A 23444-nucleotide genomic window follows, 5' to 3' on the forward strand; every position below is an offset into this window, starting at 1 on the left:
TGACGTAGTGTCAACACACCATTGCATGGTCCAATATGGTGTCCAGTGTCACCGGCGTTCCGGATGACACCGAACTACCAAGGCTCACATCAGATCACCTCTTACGCCGGAGCGCAGCGGGCGTGATCCTCATTGGTCTGAGTCGACGGCTGCCGACTCAGCGAAACCGAACCGGGTTGAACGGCTCGAGTTCGCGGTGCGTTCTTCGCATTCCATCCGAACGTGCTTATACACTTAAGCACGTCGGAACGCTTTGGCCGGCCGATTTCACGGCCGGCGGTGCCCACCTCGACGGGGGCTCTTCGCATTTCATCGGATGGGAGGTGTACGTTTAACTCCGTCGAACGAGAGCCGCTACGTGAGGCAGTTTCATGGGAATTCGGCGCAATGTAAAATCGTGATGGTTGGGATCATACGCCGAGAGGATTCCAGCCAACGGATCGGGGTCGGTACAGAGGTTCTACGGGACACGCTCTTGCGTAGTACATTGTTGATGTAGAGTCTTCTTGCGGTTTCACGCTCTTCGTAATTGAATGAGATTCCAGACTTCAGGCGCTCAAGCGACTGGTAGTCGTAGGGACCTGGTAACCCATAGAGCAGCAGTGTAAGCCGGTAGTCGGAACCAGAGTCGTTTATACCACGGGCGTTTATAAGGGAGGGGGACACATATAAAAGCGAACGATGACGAACCCTGCAGATTCGATCGAGATCCAGAACGTAGTTGCATCGACGGGGATCGGCCAGGAACTTGATTTGGAAGCGCTCGCGGAGGACCTTCCGGGCGCGGACTTCAATCCGGACAACTTCCCCGGACTCGTCTACCGGACGCAAGAACCGAAGGCCGCCGCGCTGATCTTCCGGTCGGGGAAGATCGTTTGTACCGGCGCGAAAAGCATCGATGACGTGCACGACGCGCTGGGGATCATTTTCGAGAAGCTCCGTGGGCTGCAGATCCCGGTCGAGGAGGACCCTGAAATCACCGTCCAGAACATCGTGTCGAGCGCCGACCTCGGACACAACCTCAATCTCAACGCGCTCGCGATCGGGCTGGGACTGGAGGACGTTGAGTACGAGCCCGAACAGTTCCCGGGACTCGTCTACCGAATGGACGAGCCCGAAGTCGTGATCCTGTTGTTCGGCAGCGGGAAGATCGTTATCACCGGCGGGAAGCGAACGGACGACGCGGAAGGAGCCGTCGAGGAGATCGTCGAACGCATCGAAGGCCTCGGACTGCTGGGTTAAGTTGGACGGCTGGCCCCGTTTGCGCTTACGTGTTTGTTGAGTCCTCGACGAGCACTTCCTTGACGACGCCCGGATCCTCGAGCAGCTGGTGTTTCGTGTAACTCCCTTCCGCGCTTCCGCCGCTGTGTTTGGACTGTTCGATGATGTCGAGGAACGCGTGTTCTTTGAGCAGATCGCGAACGCGACGCAACGAGAGGCTGTCCGACCCCTCCTGACGGCAGATGTTCTCGTATATCTCGTACACGCGGCTGGTTCGGAACCCGTCTTTCCGCTCGTTCGACAGCGAGAGAAGCGCGAGAGCCTGGAGCACGTATCGGGAGTGTGGTGTCGATCCGCGGATGAGCTCACGGAAGCGATCAGTCTCCGCCCGCTCGCGTGCTTGTGTCACGAACTCCTCACGAACCGTCGGTTCGCCGTTCGCTTGCGCGATCTCGCCGGCGTACCGGAGTATGTCGATCGCTTTTCTGGCGTCCCCGTGTTCCCGTGCAGCGAGCGCTGCAGCGCGAGGGATCGTCGAGGGTTCGAGAACGTCGTCGTGGAACGCGTCCGAACGCGCCTGCATGATCTCTCGGAGCTGGTTGGCATCGTAGGGCGGGAACACGAACTCCCGCTCACAGAGACTGGATTTTACGCGTTCGTCCATGCGGTCTTTATACTGGATCTTGTTACTTATTCCGACGACACCGAGTTTACAGTCGGTGATCTTCCCCGCCTCACCCGCGCGTGAGAGCTGCATCAGGATCGCGTCGTCGTCGAGTTTGTCGATCTCGTCGAGGATGATCAACACCACATCGTATCGCTGATCGAGGATCCGCCACAGACGCTTGTAGTAGGTCGAAGTCGAGAGCCCCTTATCAGGGACGTTGATCCCCGTTAATTCGGGATCGTTGACGCCCTCAGCGATCGTCTGAACCGCCTGTGTTTCGGTCGTGTCCTGCGCACAGTCGACGTATGCGAACGTCGCGTTGACTCCCTCCTCGCCCGCGGTCGACACTAGTCGCTTGGAGACGTATTTCGCACAGAGCGACTTGCCGGTCCCTGTCTTTCCGTACAAAAGGACGTTACTGGGGCTCTGTCCGAATATCGCGGGGTTTACCGCAGTAGCGAGATCGGAGATCTCGTCATCGCGGCCAACGATCCGACCTTCTCCGGGAAGGTGGCTGATCTCGAGGAGCTCCTTGTTGGCGAATATTGGATCCTCTCTCGTGAAGAGGTCGTCCGCTGCGTCCATAGATGAGACACCGGGTTTCCGGTGAAATACGTTCTGCTTCGATCGTCGGAGCTCTGTCGAGAGGTAGTTGAGACACACACCGGGTTTCCGGTGAAACGGGGTCCGTGGTGGGTGGCAGTTCACCGGAAACCCGGTGTGGGATCCGATAAGAGCTGAGCAGGGATGGGCGAGAAGCATCCAGTAGCCGTCAGTCGTGATATCAACCACAATCGGTCACAAAGTCGTGCTATCAACCACAATCGGTCACAAAGTCGTGCTATCAACCACAATCGGTCACAACAACGAATACGCGAGTAGCTGATTGCCTACTAAAGAATAGCCACGGTAAAACGAACAGATACGCAGAATACGTCGGTTTTGTCTAGTCAATACGAGCGGATCGTACTGCTTGAAAGCTCGGGTGTATCGGTCTTCCTATCCTATACACGAACGTGGACGCGATTCTATACACAAATCTGAATACATTCTCATATCTAGTAAAATACGACGAAATGCACCTATTAAAATATTAGCCTGCGTCTGACTTAGTGGTCGGTACACAAACAATGTATTTATCGTTTTCTTTTGCAGTACAGCATATGTCGTGTTACAAGAGTAAGACAAGATAGTGAAGATCCGTCTGTAGGCTACCCAGTTCACACCTAACTACCAGAGACTTACCGCCCAACCCGATTTCACCGGAAACCCGGTGTGTCACTGACCACATCACGATAGATACTAGCGACCTACAATTGTTCGAGATCTAGATATCCGACTCGATTCACGACAGCACATGAAGGCCAACAGCACATGACGACCGACAGCACAGAGAATATTCCACTAAATAACACTATCACAAAGGAATTACTCACGAGCTGGGTCGTGAACCTCATATCGGATTCCCTTCTCGCGGAGCTGTGTCGTATGACGTGAAAGCTCGTCGCTTGACACGACCAACAACACGTCTAGTCCCCGTAATGCCGCCTGTGGTACGCCTGTTACGGTACCGAACTGGAGGTCAGGATCGAGATCACTCGAGAGCGTCAGCGCATACGCCTCTGTTCCTGAAACAGCAAGTAGCCCGTTCGAGTCGAGTCGTTCCTCGATAGGGTCAACATTCGGGGAGTCACCTTCGGTCACGACAGGGACTGGAACCACAGTCACCGTTCCTGGGTCGTACTCAACGACACCATCGAAGTCAGTGACACCAACGACATCTCCCGCTGACCCGTTAGTAACGACGACTGCGGTCGCCGACCCCCCTTCCGGGACTGCGTGAAGCACCCCATCCCGCATAGCTAACCCGACTGTATCACCTTCGGACAGATCCCCTGCTGCGATCGCTGCATCTACGTCGACACTACCGAGAACATCGTCGGAAACGTGTGAAACGAACTCCGACAGCGCATCGGTCCGGTTTATCAGCCAGTCCACGCCTTCTTTTGTCACCTCGTATCGGCCACGACCGCCCTTCTCAACGTAACCGATCTCGACCAGTTCACGAACGTACTCACTAACCGCCTGTGAGGTAACACCCAGTTCATCGGCTACTTCTCCCTGGCTAACGGCAGGTTGTCGGGACGCGATTTCGACGAGTACCCGATACTTGCTCGCGTCGCGCTTGTTGTCGAGAACCCGTGGTGCCACGTTCCCGTCGTCCATACCAACTATATTGGTTTTACGAACAAGTACGTTTTGTGTGGTCGGCCCTTCGCGAACTGTGTGGTCGATCCTTTGTGAACTGTGCGGTCGACCCTTCGCGAACCTATTCCTGAGCGTCGACGACGGCTACCCCGCCGAGGTTGACGATGTCTTTCACTTCATCGCCACGCTGGAGGACGTGAACCGGCTGGTCCATCCCCACCAGCATCGGTCCGATGGCTTCCGCGCCACCGAGCCGCTGAAGGAGCTTGTACCCGATGTTCCCCGCTTCGAGGTTGGGGAAGACGAGCACGTTCGCGGCCTCGTCGAGCTCCGAGAACTCATACGTGCCGTTGAGTATCTCGTCCACGACAGCGGTGTCTGCCTGCATCTCCCCATCGACAGGGAAGTCGACCTCGGAGTCGTCATGAAGGATCTCGACCGCGTTTCGGGGTTTCCGCGTCCCTTCGTTATCGACACTCCCGAAGTTGGAGTACGAGAGGACCGCCGCCCGCGGATCGACGTTAAACCGCCGCGCCAGTTCGGCGGTGTGGCGGGTTATCTCCGCGAGCGTCTCCGCGTCGGGGTCCTGATTGACCGTCGTGTCGGCGCAGAACACCACGCGGTTCTTGAACGTCAGCATGTACACGCCAGCGACGGTATCGGTGTCATCGGCGGATCCGATAACCTGTAACGGCGGTCGTAGCGCGGAGGGATAATGATGCGTGAGGCCTGTCAGCATTGCATCCGCGTCACCGGCTTTTACCATAACGCTCCCGAGATAGTTCGTGTCCCGCTGGACCAGTTCGTGTGCCTCACGCTGGGTAATACCTTTCCGCTTCCGAAGGTCGTACAACCGATCCCCGTACGGTGAAACATCACGTTCGGAGGGGTCGACGATCTCAGGCTGGAAGGACAGACCGAGCTCTGTGGCGGTTCGGGTGATCTCGTCCGCGTCACCCAGAAGGACCGGTTCCGCGATTCCCTGTTCGGAGAGCTGATAGGCCGCACGGATCATCTTCTCGTCGGTCCCCTCTGCGAGTGCGATGCGTTTCGGATCGCTTTTGGCCTTGTTCAACACGACTCGCATCATCTCCCGCGACTTCCCGAGGCGTGCCTCAAGCCGCTCGCGATACCGTTTGATATCGATCTCGGTGCGCGCACACTCAGCGTCCATCGCTGCCTGTGCGACCGCAGGCGCGACCTCGAACAGGACACGGGGATCGAGCGGCTTAGGGATGACGTAGTCGGGACCGAACTGCAGGGGGTCGTCACCATACGCCTTCACGACCGCGTCCGGGACGTCTTTACGCGCGAGCTCAGCGAGCGCCGTCGCCGCGGCTCGCTTCATCTCCTCGTTGATCTCGGTTGCACGAACGTCCAGCGCCCCACGGAACAGGAAGGGGAACCCGAGAACGTTGTTCACCATGTTGGGATAGTCAGAACGTCCGGTCGCCATGATGACCGTGTCATCACGAGCGGTCTTCGCGTCCTCGTAGGTGATCTCAGGGTCGGGGTTCGCCATCGCGAAGATGATCGGGTCCGACGCCATCGAACGGACCATCTCCTGGGAGACGATCCCGCCGATCGAGAGGCCGACGAACACGTCGGCACCGTCCATAGCGTCCGCGAGGTCGCCGCCGTCGACGTCGCTGGCGAACTCCTGTTTATACTCGTTCACTTCACCGGCCTCGGCCCTGTCCGTGGTGACGATCCCGGAGGAGTCACACATCGTGATGTTGTCCCGTTCTGCACCGAGTGAGACGTAGAATCGTGCGGTCGCGATGGCGGACGCACCCGCACCGGAGAACACGATCTCGAGTTCGGACAGATCTTTCCCGGCGATGTCGACCGCGTTCATCAGTGCGGCTCCGGAGATGATCGCGGTCCCGTGTTGGTCGTCGTGGAACACGGGGATATCCATCTCCTTGCGGAGTCGCTCCTCGATCTCGAAGCACTCCGGCGCTTTGATGTCCTCGAGGTTCACCCCCCCGAACGTCGGCTCCATCGCGGAGACCGCTTCACAGAACGGGTCGACCGCGTCGATGTCGAGCTCGATATCGAACACGTCGATATCGGCGAACCGCTTGAACAGGACCCCTTTGCCCTCCATAACGGGTTTCGACGCCGACGGGCCGATATCACCGAGCCCGAGAACTGCCGACCCGTTGGAGACGACGGCGACGAGGTTCCCCTTTGCCGTGTACTCGAAGACGGACTCCGGTGACGCCGCGATGTCGCGGCAGGGCGCGGCAACGCCCGGCGAGTAGGCCAACGAGAGGTCCCGTTGTGTGTTCGTCGGTTTCGTCGTGGATATCTCTATTTTTCCCGGTGGATCCGCGCGGTGGTACTCACGCGCGTCGTCGTCTAATCCCATGGGTGACCCCTTTCGTGAACGGAGTAAAAAACTACCTATGGCCGTCGAAATCCAACTTCGACAGTCGTCTAAGCCACGACGATGTCAGCTGATCCAGGCAGCCCAAACATCCCGCCCCGTCGCGCTAGAACGAACAGGAGTCTGAAGAATAGCATATCGGTCTGAAGGATAGCATATCGGTCTGAAGGATAGCATAACGGTCTGAAGGATAGCATAACGGTCTGAAGGATAGCATAACGGTCTAAAAGAGAGAACGTAGTCTCATACCGGAGTTGGTCGATAGTCGCGGCGGATCGGTCATCGATCCTCAGTCACTGTGTTGTGTCCAACTCATACCGTGCGATCACCCACTCCCGACGTTCGTCAGTACTCACTCCGGCCCGCAGAGTCTATCGCTTTGTGGATGTATCATCTCCCTCCGTTGGACCGGCAGCGTCCGGATCGATCGTTGGGTCCAGCATCGCCAACTCCGGGTCAACCCCGCCGAGGGTGGTGACTTCATAAGCGATCAGGTACGTTCGCGTGACCAACCGTACCGGAAGAAACACGAGCAGCAACGCGATCACGCCGGCCGACACGACCAAGACGAGCGTCACCATCCCGACAGTGGTTCCGGTCACCGCCGAAAGTCCACCCAAGATCCCGGCGGCGATCAGGATCGTGACGCCCCCAAGGACGAGGACCGCCCCACCGGCGAACAGGAACACGACGGTTTCCGCGACCGAGACCCCGACCCCGAGGAAGAAATGGACGACGAGATACAACAGGAACTCGGTCCACGACTCCCGCAAGGTCGACCAGAACCGTGACCACGCCGCCAGCACACCGAGGTCACGATGAACCATCACCGGAACGACGAACTCGTATGTGAATCGAACGACGAGTAGCGCACCCAGCGTGAGGAGCCCCCCGAACAGTACTGCTCCCGCGAGTCCCCAACCCGAGAGTCCAGCGACCGCCTCGCTCACGGCGTCGATCGGCCCCCATCCGACCGTCGTCACCCCCAGAATGGCGAGCAGTAGCGGGAGCACCGTAACGATCCCGGCAACAGTCGAAAAAACGAACAGCCCGAGCGCCTGGCGGAATCGCGCGCGGAACGGTCCCCAGACACGAACCTCGTTAGTCCGGAGGGCATCGTAGAACACGAGCCGGAGCGTAAGCGTCGCTACCGCGATGACGACGCCGATGGCGGTGACGACAGCGACGATCGCGACCACGAGAGCGGTATCGAGCTCCGCGACGACGGCCTCCGGGATCACGCCGTCCGGAAACAGTGTGAACTCCGCGTCCGGGATGAACGAAAACGAGGCGTTCGTGTTCACGGTGCTACCCATCAGGAGGACGAGGAGGGCCAGGACCGTCCAGCGAACCAAGCTGAACGGAAACAGGAACCGACGAGTGGCCTCCACCGCGTCGTCAACGGCGTCGACGGCGTGCCAACTCATACAGAACCCGTAACTCCCTGATCACTTATAAATCAGGTAGTCAACTGAGATCCGGATCGTATCTTATCGTTCGACCGCAGCGCCCAACGACGCCATCGTCTCGAAGAAGCCGGGGAACGAGACGTCGACGTGTTCACGGCCCCGGATCGTCGTCGTCCCTTCGGCTACGAGCGCGGCGACCGCGAGCGACATCACGATCCGGTGGTCCGCTCTACCGTCGACAGTCGCACCCCGTAGCTCGCTCTCGGAGCCGTGAATGGTGAGGACGTCCGGCTCCTCCGTCGTCTCCGCTCCCAGCGTTTCGAGCTCCTCGGCCATCGCGGACACCCGGTCGGTCTCCTTGTATCTGACGTGTTCGCAGTTCGTGATCCGTGTGTCACCGTCCGCGATCGCTCCGAGGGTCGCGATCGTCGGCAGGAGATCCGGGGTGTCGCCGACATCGATTTCGATCCCCGACAGCGACGACCGCTCGACCGTGATAACGCCCGCCTCGCGGTCCCAGTCGATCGACGCGCCCATCCGTGTCGCGATCTCGACGATCGCGGCGTCACCCTGGGCGCTCGGTTGTGCCCCCTCGATCCGGACGGAGCCGTCCGGGTCGGCCGCTACCGCACCGCCGGCAACCAGATAGGAGATAGACGAGAAGTCCCCGGGAACCTCGTATCGGCCGTCAGGGGGCGCGTACGTCTGCCCACCGGGAACGACGAATCCCTCGGCACCGGCCGCCGTCTCGCTCCCGACCGGCTCGGCGGTGATCCCGAACGCTTCCAGCAGTTCGAGCGTGATGTCGACGTACGGGGCCGATTTGAGCTCCGTCGTCAACGACACCTCGATCCCGTCGTCGGTGACCGCCCCAGCCATCAGCAGGGCGGTAACGTACTGCGAGGAGACGTCGCCAGGAAGTGCGACCGCGCCGCCGGAAAGAGGGCCGAACACGACGAGCGGCGCTTGGCCGTTTCCCCTCGTCGACTCGGCGCGGACGCCCAGCTCGTCGAGGGCATCCAGAAGCGGCCCCTGTGGGCGGGACCGGAGCGACGCGTCCCCCGTCAACACCGTCCCGCCGTCGGCGAGCGCGGCGGTCGCGGTCACGAGCCGAGTCGTCGTCCCGGAGTTCGCACAGTCGAGCACGTCGTTGGGGACATCGGGCCGACCGTCGAACCCGTCGACGACGAGCGCGTCCGCGTCCGGCAGGTCGCTACTGTCGTCGGAAGTACTCTCGCCACCCTCCCGCGGGTCGACGCTGCCGCCGAACGCGGTCACCGCACGGGCAGTCGCCCGAGTGTCCGCAGAGACGAGCGGGGACTCGACGGTCGCGCCGTCGCTGTACCCCGCTGCTAGCAACGCGCGGTGGGTGTAACTCTTCGACGGGGGTGCACGGACGGTTCCGGAGAGGTTCGAGCGAGTTAGGCGGACATCCATACCCGTCCCTGTCGCGCGCGGCGATAAGTGGGTACCGGCTGCGGCACTGCTACGACCGATCTCGGACGAGCCGGATTCGCCTCGCCGAGCCGGATCCACCCTGACAAGCCGGATTCGCCTCGCCGAGCCGGATCCACCCTGACAAGCCGGATTCGCCCCACCGAGCCGGATCCACCCTGACCAGCGGAACCTACCTCGGTGGCATCGACCGTTCAGATCTCGGGCGGAGAACCCCGACCGATAACGATCTCCTGGCCTTCGATGTCCTCCAAGGCCGCTACACGCCCGCCGATCTCGACGGGACCGGTTTCGGTTTCGACCACGAGTGAGGCGACCTCCTCGGTGTCTTCGAACGCGCTGTCGACGACCCGTCCGCGGACGGTGATCGGCTCTCCCGTCTCTATGTCGCGTCCGGAGACGGCCGCATAAAACGTCTCCCCGTCGAATCCACGAACGTCCTTCACCGCGCGTCGGATAGAGGCGTATCGGCGGGGGAACGGCCGGTCCTTCCCGTCCGCGAAGAGCGTCTCCGCCGTCGTCCACAGGACGGTTCCGAAGAAGCCGGACACCAGGAACCCAAGCGCCGACCGGTTGAAGATGACACCGTATCGCTCCCGGTCGTCACGCAGCGCGTCCTGTGTCGCGTATACGGAGTACTCGCCGTCGCCGACGGCAAGGACGGGAGTCGTGATGCCGCGTCGCGCGCGCGCCGTCGTTGAGACGTCGGTGTAATCGAACTCCGCTGGGTCGGGTGCCCGTGAGGCGGGCGTTACCAGGAGTTCGATGCTGACGCCCTCCGCGATTTTCCCCGCCAGATCGTCCCGAAATCGACGCAGGAGGTCGGGAGTGAGCGAGACGGCGAGCTCGTACTCGGCACCGAGAATAACGTCCTCAAGGTATCGGAGGATCGTCGAGCGCGACTTCACCAGCGAAACCGCCTCCGTCTCGCGCGTCGGCGCGGTGTATCGCGCTTCGAGCTCGTCGACCATCTCCGCGAACGACGAGCGGAGGTCGCCGAACGCGTCCGCCGGGTCGACGGCGACGATCTTCATCGGACGGGACTCCCGGAGCTCGACGAGTCCGCGGTCGGAGAGGCTCCGGACGGTGTCGTACACCCGCGGTTGCGGGATGTCCGTCCGGTCCGCGATGTCGCTCGCGGTCAGCTCGCCGTGTGCTAACACTGCGAGATACGCGTCGATCTCGTACTCTCCCAGATTGAACCGGTCCCCGACGTGATCGAGCGTCGCCCGGAGATCGTCAGTCATGGTTGACTCGACACACCCCACCGGTATAGTTTTCACTATAACCCGAGTTGTACGCGTTTTCATATCACAGTCTACTTCTCGGGCAGCAGCTCCGGATCGGTTGGCTCCGGCTGCCGGGTCACATGTACATCCGGTCGTAGGCCCCCTCGGGTTCCCGCGCCTCGATCCGTTCGGCGAGGTCCTCGTAGTATCGCTGTATTTCGGCCGCGAACGCCTCAAGCGGTCCGGCGTCGACGCCCAAGTCGTACACCTCGTCGATGGTTTCGACGAGACGGACCGCGGCCTGTACGTCCGGTGCTTGTGCGTGCACCGGCGTGACGAACACGCCTACGCCAAGCGGCGAGTCGAGTCCGCGCTCCAGCAGCGTCGCGTTCGTGCCGTCGAGGAATCCCGACTCCATCGGAGGAATGTCTGTGTCCTCGATCCGGGCATCCCGGAAGTCGTCCGTCGCGATGTAGAACGTCCGGTGGGCGTCGGGACCGTGGGGGATCGGCACGCCCGAGCACACGGCGATCTCCGAGACGTCGTTGGCGACAGTCCACTCGAGTATCGAGGTCGCGAGCGGTTCTCCGAGCACCGACGGGACGAACTGCTCGCCGACGAGCACGGTGACATCGAGGTCGGGACCGGAGTACAGCCGGGTTGGATGTCGCGGTCGACCCTTCTCGAAGGGGGTGATCGATGGGAGCCCTTCGGTCCTGACGTGACCGTATTCGGTCAGCTCCAGGTGGTCGATGAGGTAATCGACGGCGGTGAGTCCGCCGAGTCCATACGCGGAGAACCCGGCGATCAGCACGTCGCTCGGAGCGGAATCATGTGTAAACTCGAAGGTCGGACGGGGGGTGATGTGCTCTCGCATACGTTGGCTTCTACCGGAAGGGTGTTAGCGTTTGTCCAGCGGGGTGTCGATCGATTCGTTCCCAGTCACCGATCGAAGGAAGCGCGTTCCATCCGTCGATCCGGGAGGAAACGTTTTTTCGGGTGGACGACGCGTGTCCGCTATGACCCCACTGGAGGCGACGACGCCGATTGCCGAGTGGTCCTCGTGGCTAGCGGGGGTCCCCGGGGTACGGTTCTTCATCGTCGTCCTCTCGGTCGTTGCCGGCGCGGTGCTGGCGCGGTTCGTCGTCAGGGTCATCGGCCGCCCGGTCGCCAAACAGTTCTCTCGACAGAGCGTCGCACAGACCGTCGTTCGTGGAGTCCGCGTCGGGACGATCACGCTCGCGTTCCTGTTCGGCCTCTGGGCGGTCGGGTTTCAGTTCACCGACCTGCTGATCGGGACTGCGGTGTTGTCCGCCGTGGTCGGGATCATTCTCGCTCCGCTCGTCGGGAACTTCATCAACGGCCTGTTTATCCTCGCGGACCAGCCGTTCGAGATCGGCGACATGATCGAGCTCGACGACGGCACGCAGGGGTTCATCGAGGACATCACGATCCGGTACACGAAAATATTCACCCTCGACAACACGTTCCTCGTCATCCCTAACGGGAACATGCGCGACCGCGACGTGACGAACTACTCCGCGGAGGACGAGCGAACCCGTCGGAGCACGGACGTCCTCGTCACGTACGAGTCGGACATCGACGAGGGGCGTCGGCGTATCGAACGCGCGGCCCGTGACTGTGAGTCGATCATCAACGGCGGTCCCGATATTCGCGTGGGCGTGGCCCGATACAACGCCAGCCCGGAGTGCCGGATCCAGGAGTTCGGCGACAACGGGATCCTGTTGCGGCTCCGTTACTGGGTGAAAAAGCCCTACAAGCTCGCGAAGGTACAGTCCGAGCTGAACACGCGGATCCGCGATCGACTCTCGGACGCGGACGTCGAGATGGCGTACCCCCATCGTCACCTCGTCTTCGACGACACGTCCGGGGTCGCACAGGTCGGCCTCCGGGAGGACCAGCCCCGGGACGGGGTTGACGCGGCCGGAACCGGCGAAACACCCAGTGGGGAGCAGGAGGTCACGACCGCGGGAGAGACGGGAACAGCCGTTGGCGTCGACGGACGAGGCGAACCCGATAGCGACACCCGAGAAACCCCCGAACCCGATCGCGATACCGACGGAAGTCTCGAACCCGATGTCAACCGAACCACCGAGTCGTCCGGTACCGACGACTCGGTCGATCGGCCCCCCTGATCGCGGACCGTTTCGAGGCCGACTCGGCCGCCACCGGAACGCTGATACGCCGAGATGGTCTGGGATCACGAAGTGAGCGACGAGCCCTCCGAACGCCCGTCAGACTCCGGAGAGCCCGACCATACCGACGACCCCTCCGGAAGCGACGAACACGGCAAAAACGACGGACACATCGGCCCTCCCGACCCGAGCGATAACGACACTGCCGATCCGACCAGCGGTACCCCCGCCGATCGGGCCAACGGTGATATCCCCGCCGATTCGGACGGTGACGACTCCGACGACCCCGACGAGTTGGATGGTTCCGACAGCCCCGACGACGCCCGTGACTCGATCACCGAGGGTAGCCTCGTCCGCCCGCTGTTCCACCTCGCGTGGCCGATCGTCGTCATCCAGCTGTTACAGGTGACGTACAACGTCGTCGACACCCTGTACCTCGGCCGGCTCTCGGCCGAGGCGGTCGGTGCGATCAGCCTCGCGTTCCCGCTCATTTTCCTTCTTATCGCCGTCGCGGGCGGCTTCACGACCGCTGGGGCGATCCTCGTCGCCCAGTACACCGGGGCGGAAGGCGACGACTCCGCCGGGATGGTTGCGGGCCAAACCATAGTTACCGTCGCCGTGCTCTCGGTGTTCATCGGTATCGGCGGGTACTTCTACACCCGGCCGGCGCTGGAACTGCTGCCGAGCGACCCCGACACGGCCGCGACCGTGATCCCGCTTGCGGCCGACTACATGGAGATCATCTTCCTCGGGATCCCGTTGATGTTCGGGTTCTTCGTCTTCTCCGCGCTCATGCGGGGGTACGGTGACACCCGGACGCCGATGGCCGTGATGTTCGTTTCCGTCGTGCTCAACGTCGTGCTCGACCCGTTCCTCATCTTCGGGTTCGAGAACAACCCGCTGTTCGAGTGGCTCGCAGCGATACCGGGTGTAGCGGCGCTCGACCCCGTCGCTGTCGAGGCGTCACTGTTCGCCGCAACCGGGTTCACCGGCTACGGGATCGAGGGTGCCGCGCTGGCGACGATCGGGGCGCGTGGCGTCGCGACTGCTATCGGGTTGTGGGTGCTGTTCGCGACCGACCTCGGCCCGGCGGTCGGGATCGCCGATCTCCGTCCGGATTTCGGGTTTATCGAGGACATCTTCCGACTGGGGCTCCCCTCCAGCGTCGAGCAGACGACGAGCGCGATGGCGATGATCACGCTGACGGCGATGATCGTCACCTTCTCGCCGCCGGTGGTAGCGGCGTACGGACTGGGTAACCGCCTCATCTCGCTCGTGTTCCTGCCGGCGATGGGACTCGGACGCGCGATCGACACGATGGTGGGACAGAACCTCGGTGCCGACCGTGCTGACCGTGCCGCACGCGCGGTCAAGATCGCGGCGACGACGGGGGCCGGAGTGATGTTCCTCGTCGCCGTGATCGCCGTGACGTTCACGGAGCCGATCGTGTCGGTGTTCCTCGGGGATGTCCCCGACGCGCCAGCGACGATCGAGTTCGCGGTCGAGTACGTCCGCATACGATCGGTCGAGTTCGCCTTCATCGGCGTCTCACAGGTGATTCTGGGTGCGTTCCGTGGGGCGGGCAACACCAAGACGGCGATGGTGATATCGATCCTCACGCTGTGGGTCGGCCGTGTCGCCAGCGTGTTCTACCTCGCGTTGACGTGGAGCGTGACGATCCCCCTCGTTGACGTAACCATCTCGGCGCTCGGGTGGGGACCGACCGGCGTCTGGGTCGGGATGGCGCTCGGGAACGTGCTCGGCGCGGCCGTGGGCGTCGCGTGGTTCGCCCGCGGGACGTGGACGGAGCGGTACATCGACGACCCGTCCCCGGACGTCGATCCGGTCGGCGACGACTGACGCGGTCGGCGACGCCCACTTCGGCGAGAAAGCTGGACGGGAACCAGTGTCCTCTCGGCGATGGTGGTTCCGGCGTGTTAGTGCCGAAACAGCTGTATCTCGTCGTTGCCACGCAGGAGGCAGAACCGTGATCCGTCGTTCTCGGGGAACCGAGCCGCCGGGCTCCGGGTGATGAACAGCCGATCGAACGGTTCGTCGCACACGGGACACGTGATCGCCTTTCGGTTCTCCCAGAGGCTCGTCTCGCCGGTGTCACGGAGCTGCTTCAGCGCGTGCCGATGGTCGTGCACGTCGAACCCGGACATACGCACGGGTACGCTCCGGGCTGCTTGAACGTACGCCTCCGAGTATCAGTCGTGATTCGGACTCACCGTTCATTACGGCTCGAACCGACCGCCGACCAGGACCCCCACACCGCTGACCACGGCCCCCACACCGCCGATCACGCACACAGCCGGTCCGCACCGCGATCGATGGATCGGACTGCCCCGTCACGCCTCCGTGTCCGCGAGCCGCGAGCGCGCCCGATCGAGCGCCTCGCCGTCGCCGGTTCGGACGTACTCGCCGACCGCGTTCACCGCTTCGACGAGCGCGTCCGCGGCGGTGGGAGCCACATCCCCGCCAAGCGCGTCGACTCGTTTCGTGCGGTCGCGGACGCGTCCGAGGAGCTGCCGTGCGGGGGCGACGCGCGACTCCGCCTCGTCTCCCGAGACCGACACCGTCGGCGACGAGTCGATGTCGTCGTGTTGGTCCGCCCCCCCGATCGGCTCACCGTCACGTCCCGGCGTGGACGCCAGCTCGTCGAGGAACGTCAGGAGGTCGTCACGGTACTCGCTCACCGCCCGGGCGGCCGCGGCTCCCCGCGCCACACGCATCGATTCGGGGACCTCGGTCGCCTCGGGGCGCTTTCCCTCCTCCGCACCGGCGAGGAGCGCGAGGAGGTACTCGCGGTCGGCGTCGCTCGGGTCGCGGCGACGGTCGTACACGTCGACCGCCTCGAGCAGTTCGCGCGCGGCGAGGACCGTGTCGTCGAGCGTCCGAAGCTCACCACCGTCGATGAACCCGCGCTTGCGCAGGTACGTTCGGAGCTCGTGTTTCAGGGCGTCGACATCATCCGTCGGGAGCGTCCCGCGTGCCTCCCCGAACCGGGTACGGTGAGCGGCCAGATCCAGCGAGACGGGGGAGTCGGTGTGCGTCGCCCGACCCTCGACCCCGACGCTCCGGACGCTTCCGCACGCCGGGCACTCGACGGTCCCGGTCTCGTAGTACGACCAGCGACCGCCGCAGTCACGACACTCCCGCTCGCCGCGAACGTTCATGCCATGGAGGTACTCGCGTCGCGGCTAAAGCCCTGCGGGTCGATCAGCGGCGCGAGATCAGATGACCCGCTTGCCGAACGCGCTGGCGGCGAGCTCGGTGGCGAGCGCGGCCGTCTCGTTGTTCCGGTCGAGCGTCGGGTTGACCTCGACGAGCTCCATCGACCGGAGACAGTCCGCCTCGTCGACGAGCTCCATCGCGCTGTGCGCCTCACGATACGTGACGCCACCGCGGACGGGCGTCCCGACTCCGGGCGCTTCGTTGGGGTCCAGCCAGTCGAGGTCGAGACTGACGTGAACCCCGTCGACGCCGTCGGCAGCGGCCGCCAAGGCCTCCTCCGTGACTTCCGTGATCCCCCGTTCGTCGATGTCCGACATGGTGTATGCGGTGAATCCCCGTTCGCGGATCAGCTCCACCTCGGCATCGTCGACCGACCGGAGTCCGACGAGTGCGATATTGTCGGGTGAGAGCCCCGGCGCGTTCGCCCAGTCGGTGTCGGCGAACTCGTCGATGCCGAGCGCGGCGGCCAACGGCATCCCGTGGACGTTTCCGGAGGGCGTCGTCGAGGGCGTGTTGAGGTCGGCGTGCGCGTCGAACCACACCGCGCCGATCTCCGCCTCGCGGGCAGAGCCGACGAGCGATCCGATCGCGATGGAGTGGTCGCCGCCGAGCGCGAGAGGGACTGCTCCGTCCGCGAGCGCCCCGCTCACCTCGTCCGCGAGCCGCCGACAGACGTCCGCGGTTTCCTTCAGGAACTTCGCATCGCCCGTCGCGGGTGCCTCCGCTTCCGGGTCCCGTTCTTCCGCCCGTGGGACGGTGAGGTCCCCCCCATCAACCACGTCGACACCGGCACCGGCAAGCTCGTCGGCCAACCCGCCGTACCGGATCGCTGACGGTCCCATATCGACACCGCGTCGGTTCGCCCCGTAGTCTGTCGGCGCACCGATGATCCTGACTCGTGTCATACTCGATGGGGAGCTCCCCACGGCTTGAATGGCGGGGATCCGCCGGGCCCGCGGACCGACACGGATCCAGTACCGTCTTCGGGTTCGCGTCCGAAACCCTCGCTATGAGCCGGAGTACAGGCCGATCGGGCACAAGCGAGGAAGCAGACGACGGGCGGGCCGATGACGCTGGGACACACGACGGGCAAGACGACGACCGGCGGAACGACGCCCACGCTCGAATAGATCCGGCCGAGATCGGTCCCGCCGGTGCGCTGATCGCGGTCGCGTTCACGGGAGCACTGATCGGGCTCATCGGTGCCGGCCTCGCGTTCGTCGTCGGCGACGCGGCGCTCGTGCTCGTCGTCCTCGGGATCGCCGTCGTGTTCGCGAGTCCGGTCGCGTACCTCCGGTTCAGGAACGTCGGCCCGTCATGATCGACATGGTCGATCCGTTTATAAGGCACTTCCATCGCATTTATGCGGGGCGGCCATGTATTCGGAGTTATGTCATCGATAGAGCTCACGTCAAGCCAGAAGAGCATCCTCACGGCGCTCATCAACCTGTACGGGCAGGAAGAGGACGCCGTCAAAGGCGAGGCGATCGCCGAGGAAGTCGACCGGAACCCCGGCACGATCCGCAACCAGATGCAGAGCCTCAAGGCACTCCAGCTGGTCGAAGGGGTACCGGGACCGAAAGGCGGGTACAAACCCACGTCGAACGCGTACGAGGCCCTCGATATCCAGCGTATGGACGAGCCGGCCCGCGTTCCGATCGAACACGAGGGCGAGGTCATCGAGGGCGTCAACGTCGACGGGATCGATCTCTCCAGCGTTCACCACCCCGAGCTCTGCCGTGCCGAAATTCACGTACAGGGCTCCGTCCGTGACTTCCACGAGGGTGACTCGGTGACGGTCGGCCCGACACCACTTTCGAAGCTCGTCATCGACGGGACCGTGGACGGGAAAGACGACACCGCGAACGTCCTGATCCTCCGAATCGATGACATGCGTGCGCCAGACGAGGAGCCGGCACACTGAGTCTCTTTTAAGTATCGCGTCGCCGTGAACCGTCCACGCACTGCGCCCTCCGAGTGCCAGATCCGCACACACGAGTAGACGAGCTGGGAACGGACGAACCGACAGAGGGAGAAGCGAACGAGCGGACGAGAGGGGGAAGAGAAGGGACGCGAAGGGAGAACGGCAGTGTATCGTTTCGTCTCGGGATATCCGGTGGGGACCCGTAGACACCACCCTCAGTAGCGATCGACCGGACCGCTGGTCACATATCGCCGAACGCGCTGATCCCGCGTCCGGTCGAGGAGACTTTCGAGATCCATCGCACCGCGATCGACTTCTTTAGCAGCTTCGCCGGAGTCCCGCCGAACGTTTTGATCGGCATTCCCATCACGTCGTGAGCGACCGCTTCCTCGCCGATCGAGATGACCGTTCCCTTGTCCTTGTGCTCGCAAGACTGTAGCGGCGCGCCGCGGGCAGCTCGTGCGAGGTTCTCGCCGGCGACCTCGGCGGCCTGCCAGGCGGCCTGGGCGGTCGGCGGCGCGACGTCGTCGCCACCCTGATCGATAAGCGCGGTGTCACCGATGGCGAACACGCGGTCATCACTCGTGGTGAAGTCGGACTCCGCGAACACGCGGTTCGATCGGTCGTCCTTCTCGACGTCGACTTCCTCGATCTCGGGCTGACCGGTGATACCGCCGGTCCAGACCAGCACGTCGTACGGGAGTTCCTCGAACCCGTCGTCCTCGTCGCCGAAGTACACGGCGTCCGCGTCGGCCTTCGAAATGAAGTCGCCGGTGAGGATCTCGACGCCGGCGTCCTCGAGGCGCTGTCGGAGTGCCCCCTGCAGCTGCGGGTCGTTACCCGGGAATACTTCGTCGAGTCCTTCGACGAGGCTGATGTCGATGGGGGCGCGATGTTCATCGCGGTACTCCGCGATCTCACCGGCCGTCTGGATACCGGAGAGCCCTGCGCCGCCGACAACGACCTGCGCCGGGTCCGACCGTGTCGCGTTCGCGGCCGCCTCGCGGACGTCCTCGTGGATCGCTTTCGCGTCCGCTAATCCCTTCAGTTGATGTGCGTGCTCTTTCAGCCCGTCGATGCCGAAGAAGGCCGTCGTCGAGCCCACGGCGAGAAGTAGGTAGTCGTAGTCGACGGTCTCGCCGCCCTCGGTCTCGACGACGCGCTCGTCGGTGTCGACGTCGACGACGCGGCCTTGGACGAACGCGGACTCCTCGGACAGGATCTCCCCGACCGGGATGGTGATCTTGTCCTCGACCGCGGGCTTCCGGATCGCGCGGTGGACTTCGTGTAACACGAGGTGGTAGTCGTGTTCGGAGATCCAGGTGAGCTCCGCTTCACCCTCACCGATCTCGTCTTCGAACGCTTTTACCGCACCCGCGCCGGCGTATCCGGAGCCGACGACGACGATCTGAGATGTCATACCGGAGGCTCCGCGGCCCGCGCGTAAAGTCACTTTGGAACCGGCCTGCCGGGCCAGTCGGCCGAGAACCGGTGCGGTCTACGGCCAACCCCCCGTACCGTCTACAGAGAGAGTCCCGCGTGCCATCGATCCGCACCCGCCTCGTGCTTGACCTCGTCCATCCGCGCGAGCAGTTTCACGGCGAGGCTCGCGGTCTCGGCGGCACGCGACTCACCTTCCGTCCGGAACTCGCCGGTGACCCGGTTCGCGTACACCGAGCACACTGCTCCCGCACGGAGTCCGTACACGTTGGCGACCGTGAGGATCGCAGACGCCTCCATCTCGACGTTCTTCACGCTCGCGTCCTGTAACTCCTCGACGAGCGCTTCGGAGCCGGCCGCCCGGAACCCCTCGAACCCCGGACGGCCCTGCCCCGCGTAAAACGAGTCGGCGCTCATCGTGATCCCGGTGTGGTAGTCGTGTCCGAGCCGCTCCGCCGCGGCGACGAGCGCGGAGACGACTTCGCCGTCGGCGGTCGCGGGGTAGTCCTCCCGGACGTACTCGTCGCTCGTGCCCTCCTGTCGGACCGCGCCGGTCGTGATCACGAGGTCGCCGACGTCCATCCCCGGCTGGATCGCCCCGCACGACCCGACGCGAATGAACGTGTCGACGCCGACGCGCGCCAGCTCCTCGACGGCGATCGTCGCTGAGGGAGAACCGATCCCGGTCGACGTCACCGATATCGGCGCGTCGTCGTACGTTCCGGTCGCGGTGCGGTACTCACGGTGGTACGCGACCTCCTCGGCGTCGTCCCACAGCGCGGTCACTTTGTCGACGCGTTCCGGGTTGCCGGGAAGGAGCACGGCGTCGGCGACGTCGCCGGGACCGACCTCGACGTGATACTGCCGTTCGTCGTTTGGATCCTCGCTGTCTCCGGTCATGACCGTGACGTTCCGAGGCCCCCGATATAGGTCCTTCGAGCCACGACTGGGGCCCGCAGAGCACTGCTCGGGGACGGCCGTGTCGCCGTTCCGACGTCGCTACTCCTGGTCCGCCGCGTCGTCGAGGGTCCCCTGTGTGATCGCGTTCGGTAGCAACCCGCCGAGCGTGTATTCGGTGACTTCGCCGCCTCCCTCGTCACAGACGATCGGAAGATCGCCGTCGGCGAACTCCGCGAGCGTCTGTCGACACATCCCACACGGAGTGACGCCGTCACGGACGCTCGACGTGACGGCGATCCGGTCGAACTCGCGGTCTCCGTTCTTTACTGCCTCCGCGACGGCGACCTCCTCGGCGTGGAGGCTGTTGGAGTAGTTGGCGTTCTCGATGTTACAGCCGGTGTAGACGGTTCCGTCGGCCGTCTTGAGGGCGGCTCCGACTCGGTAGTCGGAGTACGGAACGTGCGCGTTCGCGAGCGCCTCGCGGGCGGCCTCGATCAGTGGGTCCATACCGAGGGATCGCCGGGGGGTCGGATAAGTGGCGGGTTCGATAGTGCGTGAGATCCTACGCCCGGCTCACCGAGTACAGCACGTCACTGAGCCGAGCCGACCCCCGTCGCTGGTGAGCCGAGCCGACCTCCGTCGCTGGTGAGCCGAGCCGAACGATTGGACTGAACTATCCCGCTTTGCTGTACGTTCATCAAGGCTATCCGAGATAGACTGAAAGGGCGTTCTTATGTTTTCGGAATCCGCGTACGGTCTTACCTATCCGTCTCGCCCATGTCGAGGTAGGAGGAGATCGATATGTCGACACAACCGGCCGAACGGACGCTGCAGTCGGAGCTACTGGGACGTGAGATCGAGTTCAACTACTCGGAGACGTGGTTGGCGTACTCGATGCTGGGACTCCGGGTCGTGATGGCCTGGGTGTTCCTTCAGGCGGGGCTCTCGAAGCTGTTCGAGGGCGGGGTCGGGGACCCGCTGGCGTGGTCGTCGGCGGGGTTTCTCCAGAACGCGATCGCGGAGGCGAACCCGCTGAGCGGGCTATTTGCCTGGTTCGCCAACTACGGGGCGATCGTCGACCCGCTCGTGATCTTCGGGCAGATCCTGATCGGGCTCGCGCTGCTGTTCGGCGTGTTCTTCCGATTTGCCGCGCTGATGGGTGCGATCCAGATGTCGATGTTCTGGACCGCCGCGTGGGAAGGTGGACTCATGCAAGGGTTCCCCATGACGAACGGCTACTTCATCGACAGCTCGTTCGTCTACATGCTCCTACTGTTCGGCCTCGGCGCGTGGGGCGCCGGCCGTATCCTCGGCGTCGACCGCGCGCTCGAACAGACAGCGATCGTTCGGGAGAACCCCTGGCTCCGCTTCTTACTCGGGTGAACCGGCGGGTATCGGCTCACTGCTTTTAACGATTCAGCGCCCGGTATCGTACTTGTACGTCGCCGTGTCGGGGTCGATCCCGAAGTCCTCCGCTGACTCCGTGGGGTCTTCGCCGTCGTCGTTCGGGCCCTGTGCCGCGTTTTTAAACGCATCACGGAGGTGAGACGGCATTTGGAACGCGTCAGTGGCGAGCCGAAGCGGAGTGATGTCGCCGTCGAGGGTTTCGCGTTTCTCCGGGCGGCGCTCGACCAGGGACCCGGGGAGCGCATCGTCGTCGATCGGTTCGAAACCGAACTGCGTGAGGTACTCCGGTTGGTCGGTGAGCACGTACACGTCGTCGAACCCCTCCGCGGCCGCGGTGTCGACGAGCCGTTCCACGACGTGTGCGCCGATACCGCTGCCACGCCACTCGGGGAGCACGCCGATCCCGGTGAGCTCGATCGCCTCCTCGCCGTCCGCCTTGTGGACCCGTAGTCGGCCGAACCCCGCGCGGTCGCCGGACTCCTGATCGACCGCGATCACGTAGTCCCGCGAGCGGAAGGCGACGTCGTCCAGACCGACGTCCTCGATCGCGTCCAGCAACCACGCCTCGTCCCGGTTCTTGGCGTCGCGGACGTACATACCTCGTCGTACGGGGGCCGGGATAAAAACGGTTCGGCGAAACGGCTCAGCGGGCGGACGAACGGTTCACCCGGTCACTGGTTCGCCGAGCGGGCGTCGAGGGCGACGGGGATCGACCGGGCGGCGACGTCGCCGGCAAAGGCCTCGCCGTCCGCTTCGAGTGCTTCGAACGTGTCGTAGTGGATCGGGACGACGATATCCGGGTCCATCCGCTCAGCGAGGTCGGCGGACTCGTGACGGTCGGAAACGATGTCGCCGCCGCCGATGTTCGCGAGGAACACGCCGACGTCGAGCTCGGCGAAGCCCTCCAGTGCATCGCTGTCACCCGGCCAGAACACGGTTCGTTCGCCCGCCGAAAAGAGGAACCCGCAGCCGAACCCCTCGGGGTGGGGCACGTTCCCGTCGGCGTCGGCTCGCGGCCCGTCGGGTTCGTTGTAGGCGGCGACCGTCCAGACGGTGACGGTTCCGGAGGGAGTTTCGACCTCCGTTTCCGTCTCGTCGTCGACCCGTATCACGTCGTAGTCGGCCGCGAGCGAGTCGATCGACTCCACGTCCCGGTCGATCCGCTCCGGGTCCACCGCCTCGTAGACGACGAGCGTTGCCGACTCGTCGGCGACCGAACGGATCCCCTCCGGGTCGTAGTGGTGGTCGTGAGTGACCAACACGACGTCGCCGTCGCGCGCCCAGTACTCGTCGAGCACGCCGTACCGGCCGGGGTCCGTGTACACGACGGGCCCCCCGTCCTCGACGCGGGCGGTCGCGTAGCCGAGCCACTCCACCGTCAGGTCGTCGTATCGAACGGTCATGTCCCGGGATCCGCGCGGCGCGCCCTTGAGGGTGACTATCGTGTCGGAGACTCAGTTCGCATTCGGGCCCGGACCGTCGTTTCCATCCCCGACGACCAACAGGTCCCAGCGGCTCTCGACGCGCGGCGACCCCGCGTTCGACTCGTCCGCGGGGCACGACCCGGTGGCCAGCACGTGTTCCGGCACGAGCGGCATCGGGATCGGGACGAACCCGGCGGCGTGCATCGCCGCGAACCCGCCGACGCTCTCGACGACGGTCCCGTCGTCGCCACGACGCACGCGGAACCGTTTGTCGGACGGGTCGCGTCGGTAGAAGTAGGGGAACGCCGCAGCCGGCGGGGTCCGGAGGCTCTCGACACCGGCGAGCACCGCGATCACGCGCTCACCCGCCTCACA

General features: G+C 63.7%; 21 protein-coding genes and 1 pseudogene. 6 read left to right on the top strand and 16 right to left on the bottom strand.

The genetic code is table 11. The features are described from left to right. Positions 1 to 681 precede the first annotated feature (681 nt). On the top strand, positions 682 to 1242 hold the full coding sequence (locus ACFQEU_RS02745) for a TATA-box-binding protein (protein ID WP_379779055.1): 561 nt from the start codon (positions 682 to 684) through the stop codon (positions 1240 to 1242). Between the two features lie 25 nt (positions 1243 to 1267). Here ACFQEU_RS02745 and ACFQEU_RS02750 read toward each other — a convergent pair whose 3' ends face one another. From ACFQEU_RS02750 to ACFQEU_RS02780, 7 genes are all read right to left on the bottom strand, one after another. After that, positions 1268 to 2473 carry a Cdc6/Cdc18 family protein gene (locus tag ACFQEU_RS02750; RefSeq protein WP_379779057.1) on the bottom strand — a complete coding sequence of 402 codons (1206 nt, stop codon included), beginning with the start codon at positions 2471 to 2473 and terminating at the stop codon, positions 1268 to 1270. An 843-nt stretch (positions 2474 to 3316) separates the two neighbouring features. Further along, the gene (locus ACFQEU_RS02755) at positions 3317 to 4114 is read right to left on the bottom strand and encodes a DUF7839 domain-containing protein (RefSeq protein ID WP_379779059.1); all 798 of its coding nucleotides are present in this window, start codon (positions 4112 to 4114) and stop codon (positions 3317 to 3319) included. Positions 4115 to 4217: 103 nt separating this feature from the next. Further along, positions 4218 to 6470, bottom strand: coding sequence for an NADP-dependent malic enzyme (locus tag ACFQEU_RS02760; RefSeq protein WP_379779061.1), 2253 nt, complete (start codon positions 6468 to 6470; stop codon positions 4218 to 4220). Positions 6471 to 6859: 389 nt separating this feature from the next. Beyond that, positions 6860 to 7915, bottom strand: a complete 1056-nt coding sequence (locus tag ACFQEU_RS02765) for a DUF7544 domain-containing protein (RefSeq protein ID WP_379779063.1) — start codon at positions 7913 to 7915, stop codon at positions 6860 to 6862. Positions 7916 to 7978: 63 nt separating this feature from the next. Then, positions 7979 to 9334, bottom strand: a complete 1356-nt coding sequence (aroA, locus tag ACFQEU_RS02770) for a 3-phosphoshikimate 1-carboxyvinyltransferase (protein WP_379779065.1) — start codon at positions 9332 to 9334, stop codon at positions 7979 to 7981. A 212-nt stretch (positions 9335 to 9546) separates the two neighbouring features. Beyond that, the gene (trmB, locus tag ACFQEU_RS02775) at positions 9547 to 10599 is read right to left on the bottom strand and encodes an HTH-type sugar sensing transcriptional regulator TrmB (RefSeq protein WP_379779067.1); all 1053 of its coding nucleotides are present in this window, start codon (positions 10597 to 10599) and stop codon (positions 9547 to 9549) included. A 118-nt stretch (positions 10600 to 10717) separates the two neighbouring features. After that, positions 10718 to 11458 carry a proteasome assembly chaperone family protein gene (locus ACFQEU_RS02780; protein ID WP_379779069.1) on the bottom strand — a complete coding sequence of 247 codons (741 nt, stop codon included), beginning with the start codon at positions 11456 to 11458 and terminating at the stop codon, positions 10718 to 10720. Positions 11459 to 11600: 142 nt separating this feature from the next. On the opposite strand from ACFQEU_RS02780, the gene ACFQEU_RS02785 reads away from it, so the two are divergent. Beyond that, a complete protein-coding gene (locus ACFQEU_RS02785) occupies positions 11601 to 12737 on the top strand; it encodes a mechanosensitive ion channel family protein (RefSeq protein ID WP_379779071.1) in 1137 nt (378 codons plus the stop codon). A 72-nt stretch (positions 12738 to 12809) separates the two neighbouring features. After that, complete coding sequence (locus tag ACFQEU_RS02790; RefSeq protein ID WP_379779073.1) at positions 12810 to 14597, top strand: MATE family efflux transporter; 1788 nt, start codon at positions 12810 to 12812, stop codon at positions 14595 to 14597. Between the two features lie 77 nt (positions 14598 to 14674). On the opposite strand, the gene ACFQEU_RS02795 is transcribed toward ACFQEU_RS02790, so the two are convergent. From ACFQEU_RS02795 to rocF, 3 genes are all read right to left on the bottom strand, one after another. Next, on the bottom strand, positions 14675 to 14902 hold the full coding sequence (locus ACFQEU_RS02795; protein ID WP_379779075.1) for a DUF7385 family protein: 228 nt from the start codon (positions 14900 to 14902) through the stop codon (positions 14675 to 14677). Between the two features lie 186 nt (positions 14903 to 15088). After that, complete coding sequence (locus tag ACFQEU_RS02800) at positions 15089 to 15916, bottom strand: DUF7117 family protein (RefSeq protein ID WP_379779077.1); 828 nt, start codon at positions 15914 to 15916, stop codon at positions 15089 to 15091. 57 nt (positions 15917 to 15973) lie between these two features. Further along, positions 15974 to 16879, bottom strand: coding sequence for an arginase (gene rocF / locus ACFQEU_RS02805; RefSeq protein WP_379779079.1), 906 nt, complete (start codon positions 16877 to 16879; stop codon positions 15974 to 15976). Between the two features lie 104 nt (positions 16880 to 16983). Between rocF and ACFQEU_RS02810 the strand changes: the two genes are divergently transcribed. Both ACFQEU_RS02810 and ACFQEU_RS02815 read left to right on the top strand, forming a co-directional pair. After that, on the top strand, positions 16984 to 17295 hold the full coding sequence (locus ACFQEU_RS02810) for a hypothetical protein (RefSeq protein ID WP_379779081.1): 312 nt from the start codon (positions 16984 to 16986) through the stop codon (positions 17293 to 17295). A 69-nt stretch (positions 17296 to 17364) separates the two neighbouring features. Next, the gene (locus ACFQEU_RS02815) at positions 17365 to 17898 is read left to right on the top strand and encodes an Rrf2 family transcriptional regulator (RefSeq protein ID WP_379779083.1); all 534 of its coding nucleotides are present in this window, start codon (positions 17365 to 17367) and stop codon (positions 17896 to 17898) included. A gap of 241 nt (positions 17899 to 18139) precedes the next feature. On the opposite strand, the gene ACFQEU_RS02820 is transcribed toward ACFQEU_RS02815, so the two are convergent. From ACFQEU_RS02820 to cdd, 3 genes are all read right to left on the bottom strand, one after another. Next, complete coding sequence (locus tag ACFQEU_RS02820) at positions 18140 to 19318, bottom strand: NAD(P)/FAD-dependent oxidoreductase (protein WP_379779085.1); 1179 nt, start codon at positions 19316 to 19318, stop codon at positions 18140 to 18142. Between the two features lie 101 nt (positions 19319 to 19419). Further along, entirely contained in the window at positions 19420 to 20238 is an 819-nt protein-coding gene (locus ACFQEU_RS02825) for a nucleoside phosphorylase (RefSeq protein ID WP_379779087.1), read from the bottom strand. Between the two features lie 99 nt (positions 20239 to 20337). After that, positions 20338 to 20745 (bottom strand): cytidine deaminase, encoded by a 408-nt coding sequence (gene cdd, locus ACFQEU_RS02830; protein WP_379779089.1) that lies wholly within the window; start codon positions 20743 to 20745, stop codon positions 20338 to 20340. A 294-nt stretch (positions 20746 to 21039) separates the two neighbouring features. On the opposite strand from cdd, the gene ACFQEU_RS02835 reads away from it, so the two are divergent. Then, a complete protein-coding gene (locus tag ACFQEU_RS02835; RefSeq protein ID WP_379779091.1) occupies positions 21040 to 21621 on the top strand; it encodes a DoxX family protein in 582 nt (193 codons plus the stop codon). A 33-nt stretch (positions 21622 to 21654) separates the two neighbouring features. Here the strand turns inward: ACFQEU_RS02835 and ACFQEU_RS02840 are convergent, their stop codons facing one another. From ACFQEU_RS02840 to ACFQEU_RS02850, 3 genes and pseudogenes are all read right to left on the bottom strand, one after another. Then, positions 21655 to 22242 (bottom strand): GNAT family N-acetyltransferase, encoded by a 588-nt coding sequence (locus tag ACFQEU_RS02840; RefSeq protein ID WP_379779093.1) that lies wholly within the window; start codon positions 22240 to 22242, stop codon positions 21655 to 21657. 74 nt (positions 22243 to 22316) lie between these two features. After that, positions 22317 to 23048 carry an MBL fold metallo-hydrolase gene (locus ACFQEU_RS02845; protein ID WP_379779095.1) on the bottom strand — a complete coding sequence of 244 codons (732 nt, stop codon included), beginning with the start codon at positions 23046 to 23048 and terminating at the stop codon, positions 22317 to 22319. A gap of 51 nt (positions 23049 to 23099) precedes the next feature. Beyond that, positions 23100 to 23444: pseudogene (locus tag ACFQEU_RS02850) on the bottom strand (hypothetical protein); the annotation flags it as partial.

It is taken from the genome of Halorubrum tibetense (genome assembly GCF_042661865.1).
In the GTDB taxonomy this organism is placed as follows: domain Archaea; phylum Halobacteriota; class Halobacteria; order Halobacteriales; family Haloferacaceae; genus Halorubrum; species Halorubrum tibetense.

What these genes read in the sequence shown, in the direction of transcription:
- ACFQEU_RS02745 (WP_379779055.1), top strand. Translation starts at nt 682, where the DNA reads ATGACGAACCCTGCAGATTCGATCGAGATCCAGAACGTAGTTGCATCG.
- ACFQEU_RS02750 (WP_379779057.1), bottom strand. Translation starts at nt 2,473, where the DNA reads ATGGACGCAGCGGACGACCTCTTCACGAGAGAGGATCCAATATTCGCC.
- ACFQEU_RS02755 (WP_379779059.1), bottom strand. Translation starts at nt 4,114, where the DNA reads ATGGACGACGGGAACGTGGCACCACGGGTTCTCGACAACAAGCGCGAC.
- ACFQEU_RS02760 (WP_379779061.1), bottom strand. Translation starts at nt 6,470, where the DNA reads ATGGGATTAGACGACGACGCGCGTGAGTACCACCGCGCGGATCCACCG.
- ACFQEU_RS02765 (WP_379779063.1), bottom strand. Translation starts at nt 7,915, where the DNA reads ATGAGTTGGCACGCCGTCGACGCCGTTGACGACGCGGTGGAGGCCACT.
- aroA (WP_379779065.1), bottom strand. Translation starts at nt 9,334, where the DNA reads ATGGATGTCCGCCTAACTCGCTCGAACCTCTCCGGAACCGTCCGTGCA.
- trmB (WP_379779067.1), bottom strand. Translation starts at nt 10,599, where the DNA reads ATGACTGACGATCTCCGGGCGACGCTCGATCACGTCGGGGACCGGTTC.
- ACFQEU_RS02780 (WP_379779069.1), bottom strand. Translation starts at nt 11,458, where the DNA reads ATGCGAGAGCACATCACCCCCCGTCCGACCTTCGAGTTTACACATGAT.
- ACFQEU_RS02785 (WP_379779071.1), top strand. Translation starts at nt 11,601, where the DNA reads ATGACCCCACTGGAGGCGACGACGCCGATTGCCGAGTGGTCCTCGTGG.
- ACFQEU_RS02795 (WP_379779075.1), bottom strand. Translation starts at nt 14,902, where the DNA reads ATGTCCGGGTTCGACGTGCACGACCATCGGCACGCGCTGAAGCAGCTC.
- ACFQEU_RS02800 (WP_379779077.1), bottom strand. Translation starts at nt 15,916, where the DNA reads ATGAACGTTCGCGGCGAGCGGGAGTGTCGTGACTGCGGCGGTCGCTGG.
- rocF (WP_379779079.1), bottom strand. Translation starts at nt 16,879, where the DNA reads ATGACACGAGTCAGGATCATCGGTGCGCCGACAGACTACGGGGCGAAC.
- ACFQEU_RS02810 (WP_379779081.1), top strand. Translation starts at nt 16,984, where the DNA reads ATGAGCCGGAGTACAGGCCGATCGGGCACAAGCGAGGAAGCAGACGAC.
- ACFQEU_RS02815 (WP_379779083.1), top strand. Translation starts at nt 17,365, where the DNA reads ATGTCATCGATAGAGCTCACGTCAAGCCAGAAGAGCATCCTCACGGCG.
- ACFQEU_RS02820 (WP_379779085.1), bottom strand. Translation starts at nt 19,318, where the DNA reads ATGACATCTCAGATCGTCGTCGTCGGCTCCGGATACGCCGGCGCGGGT.
- ACFQEU_RS02825 (WP_379779087.1), bottom strand. Translation starts at nt 20,238, where the DNA reads ATGACCGGAGACAGCGAGGATCCAAACGACGAACGGCAGTATCACGTC.
- cdd (WP_379779089.1), bottom strand. Translation starts at nt 20,745, where the DNA reads ATGGACCCACTGATCGAGGCCGCCCGCGAGGCGCTCGCGAACGCGCAC.
- ACFQEU_RS02835 (WP_379779091.1), top strand. Translation starts at nt 21,040, where the DNA reads ATGTCGACACAACCGGCCGAACGGACGCTGCAGTCGGAGCTACTGGGA.
- ACFQEU_RS02840 (WP_379779093.1), bottom strand. Translation starts at nt 22,242, where the DNA reads ATGTACGTCCGCGACGCCAAGAACCGGGACGAGGCGTGGTTGCTGGAC.
- ACFQEU_RS02845 (WP_379779095.1), bottom strand. Translation starts at nt 23,048, where the DNA reads ATGACCGTTCGATACGACGACCTGACGGTGGAGTGGCTCGGCTACGCG.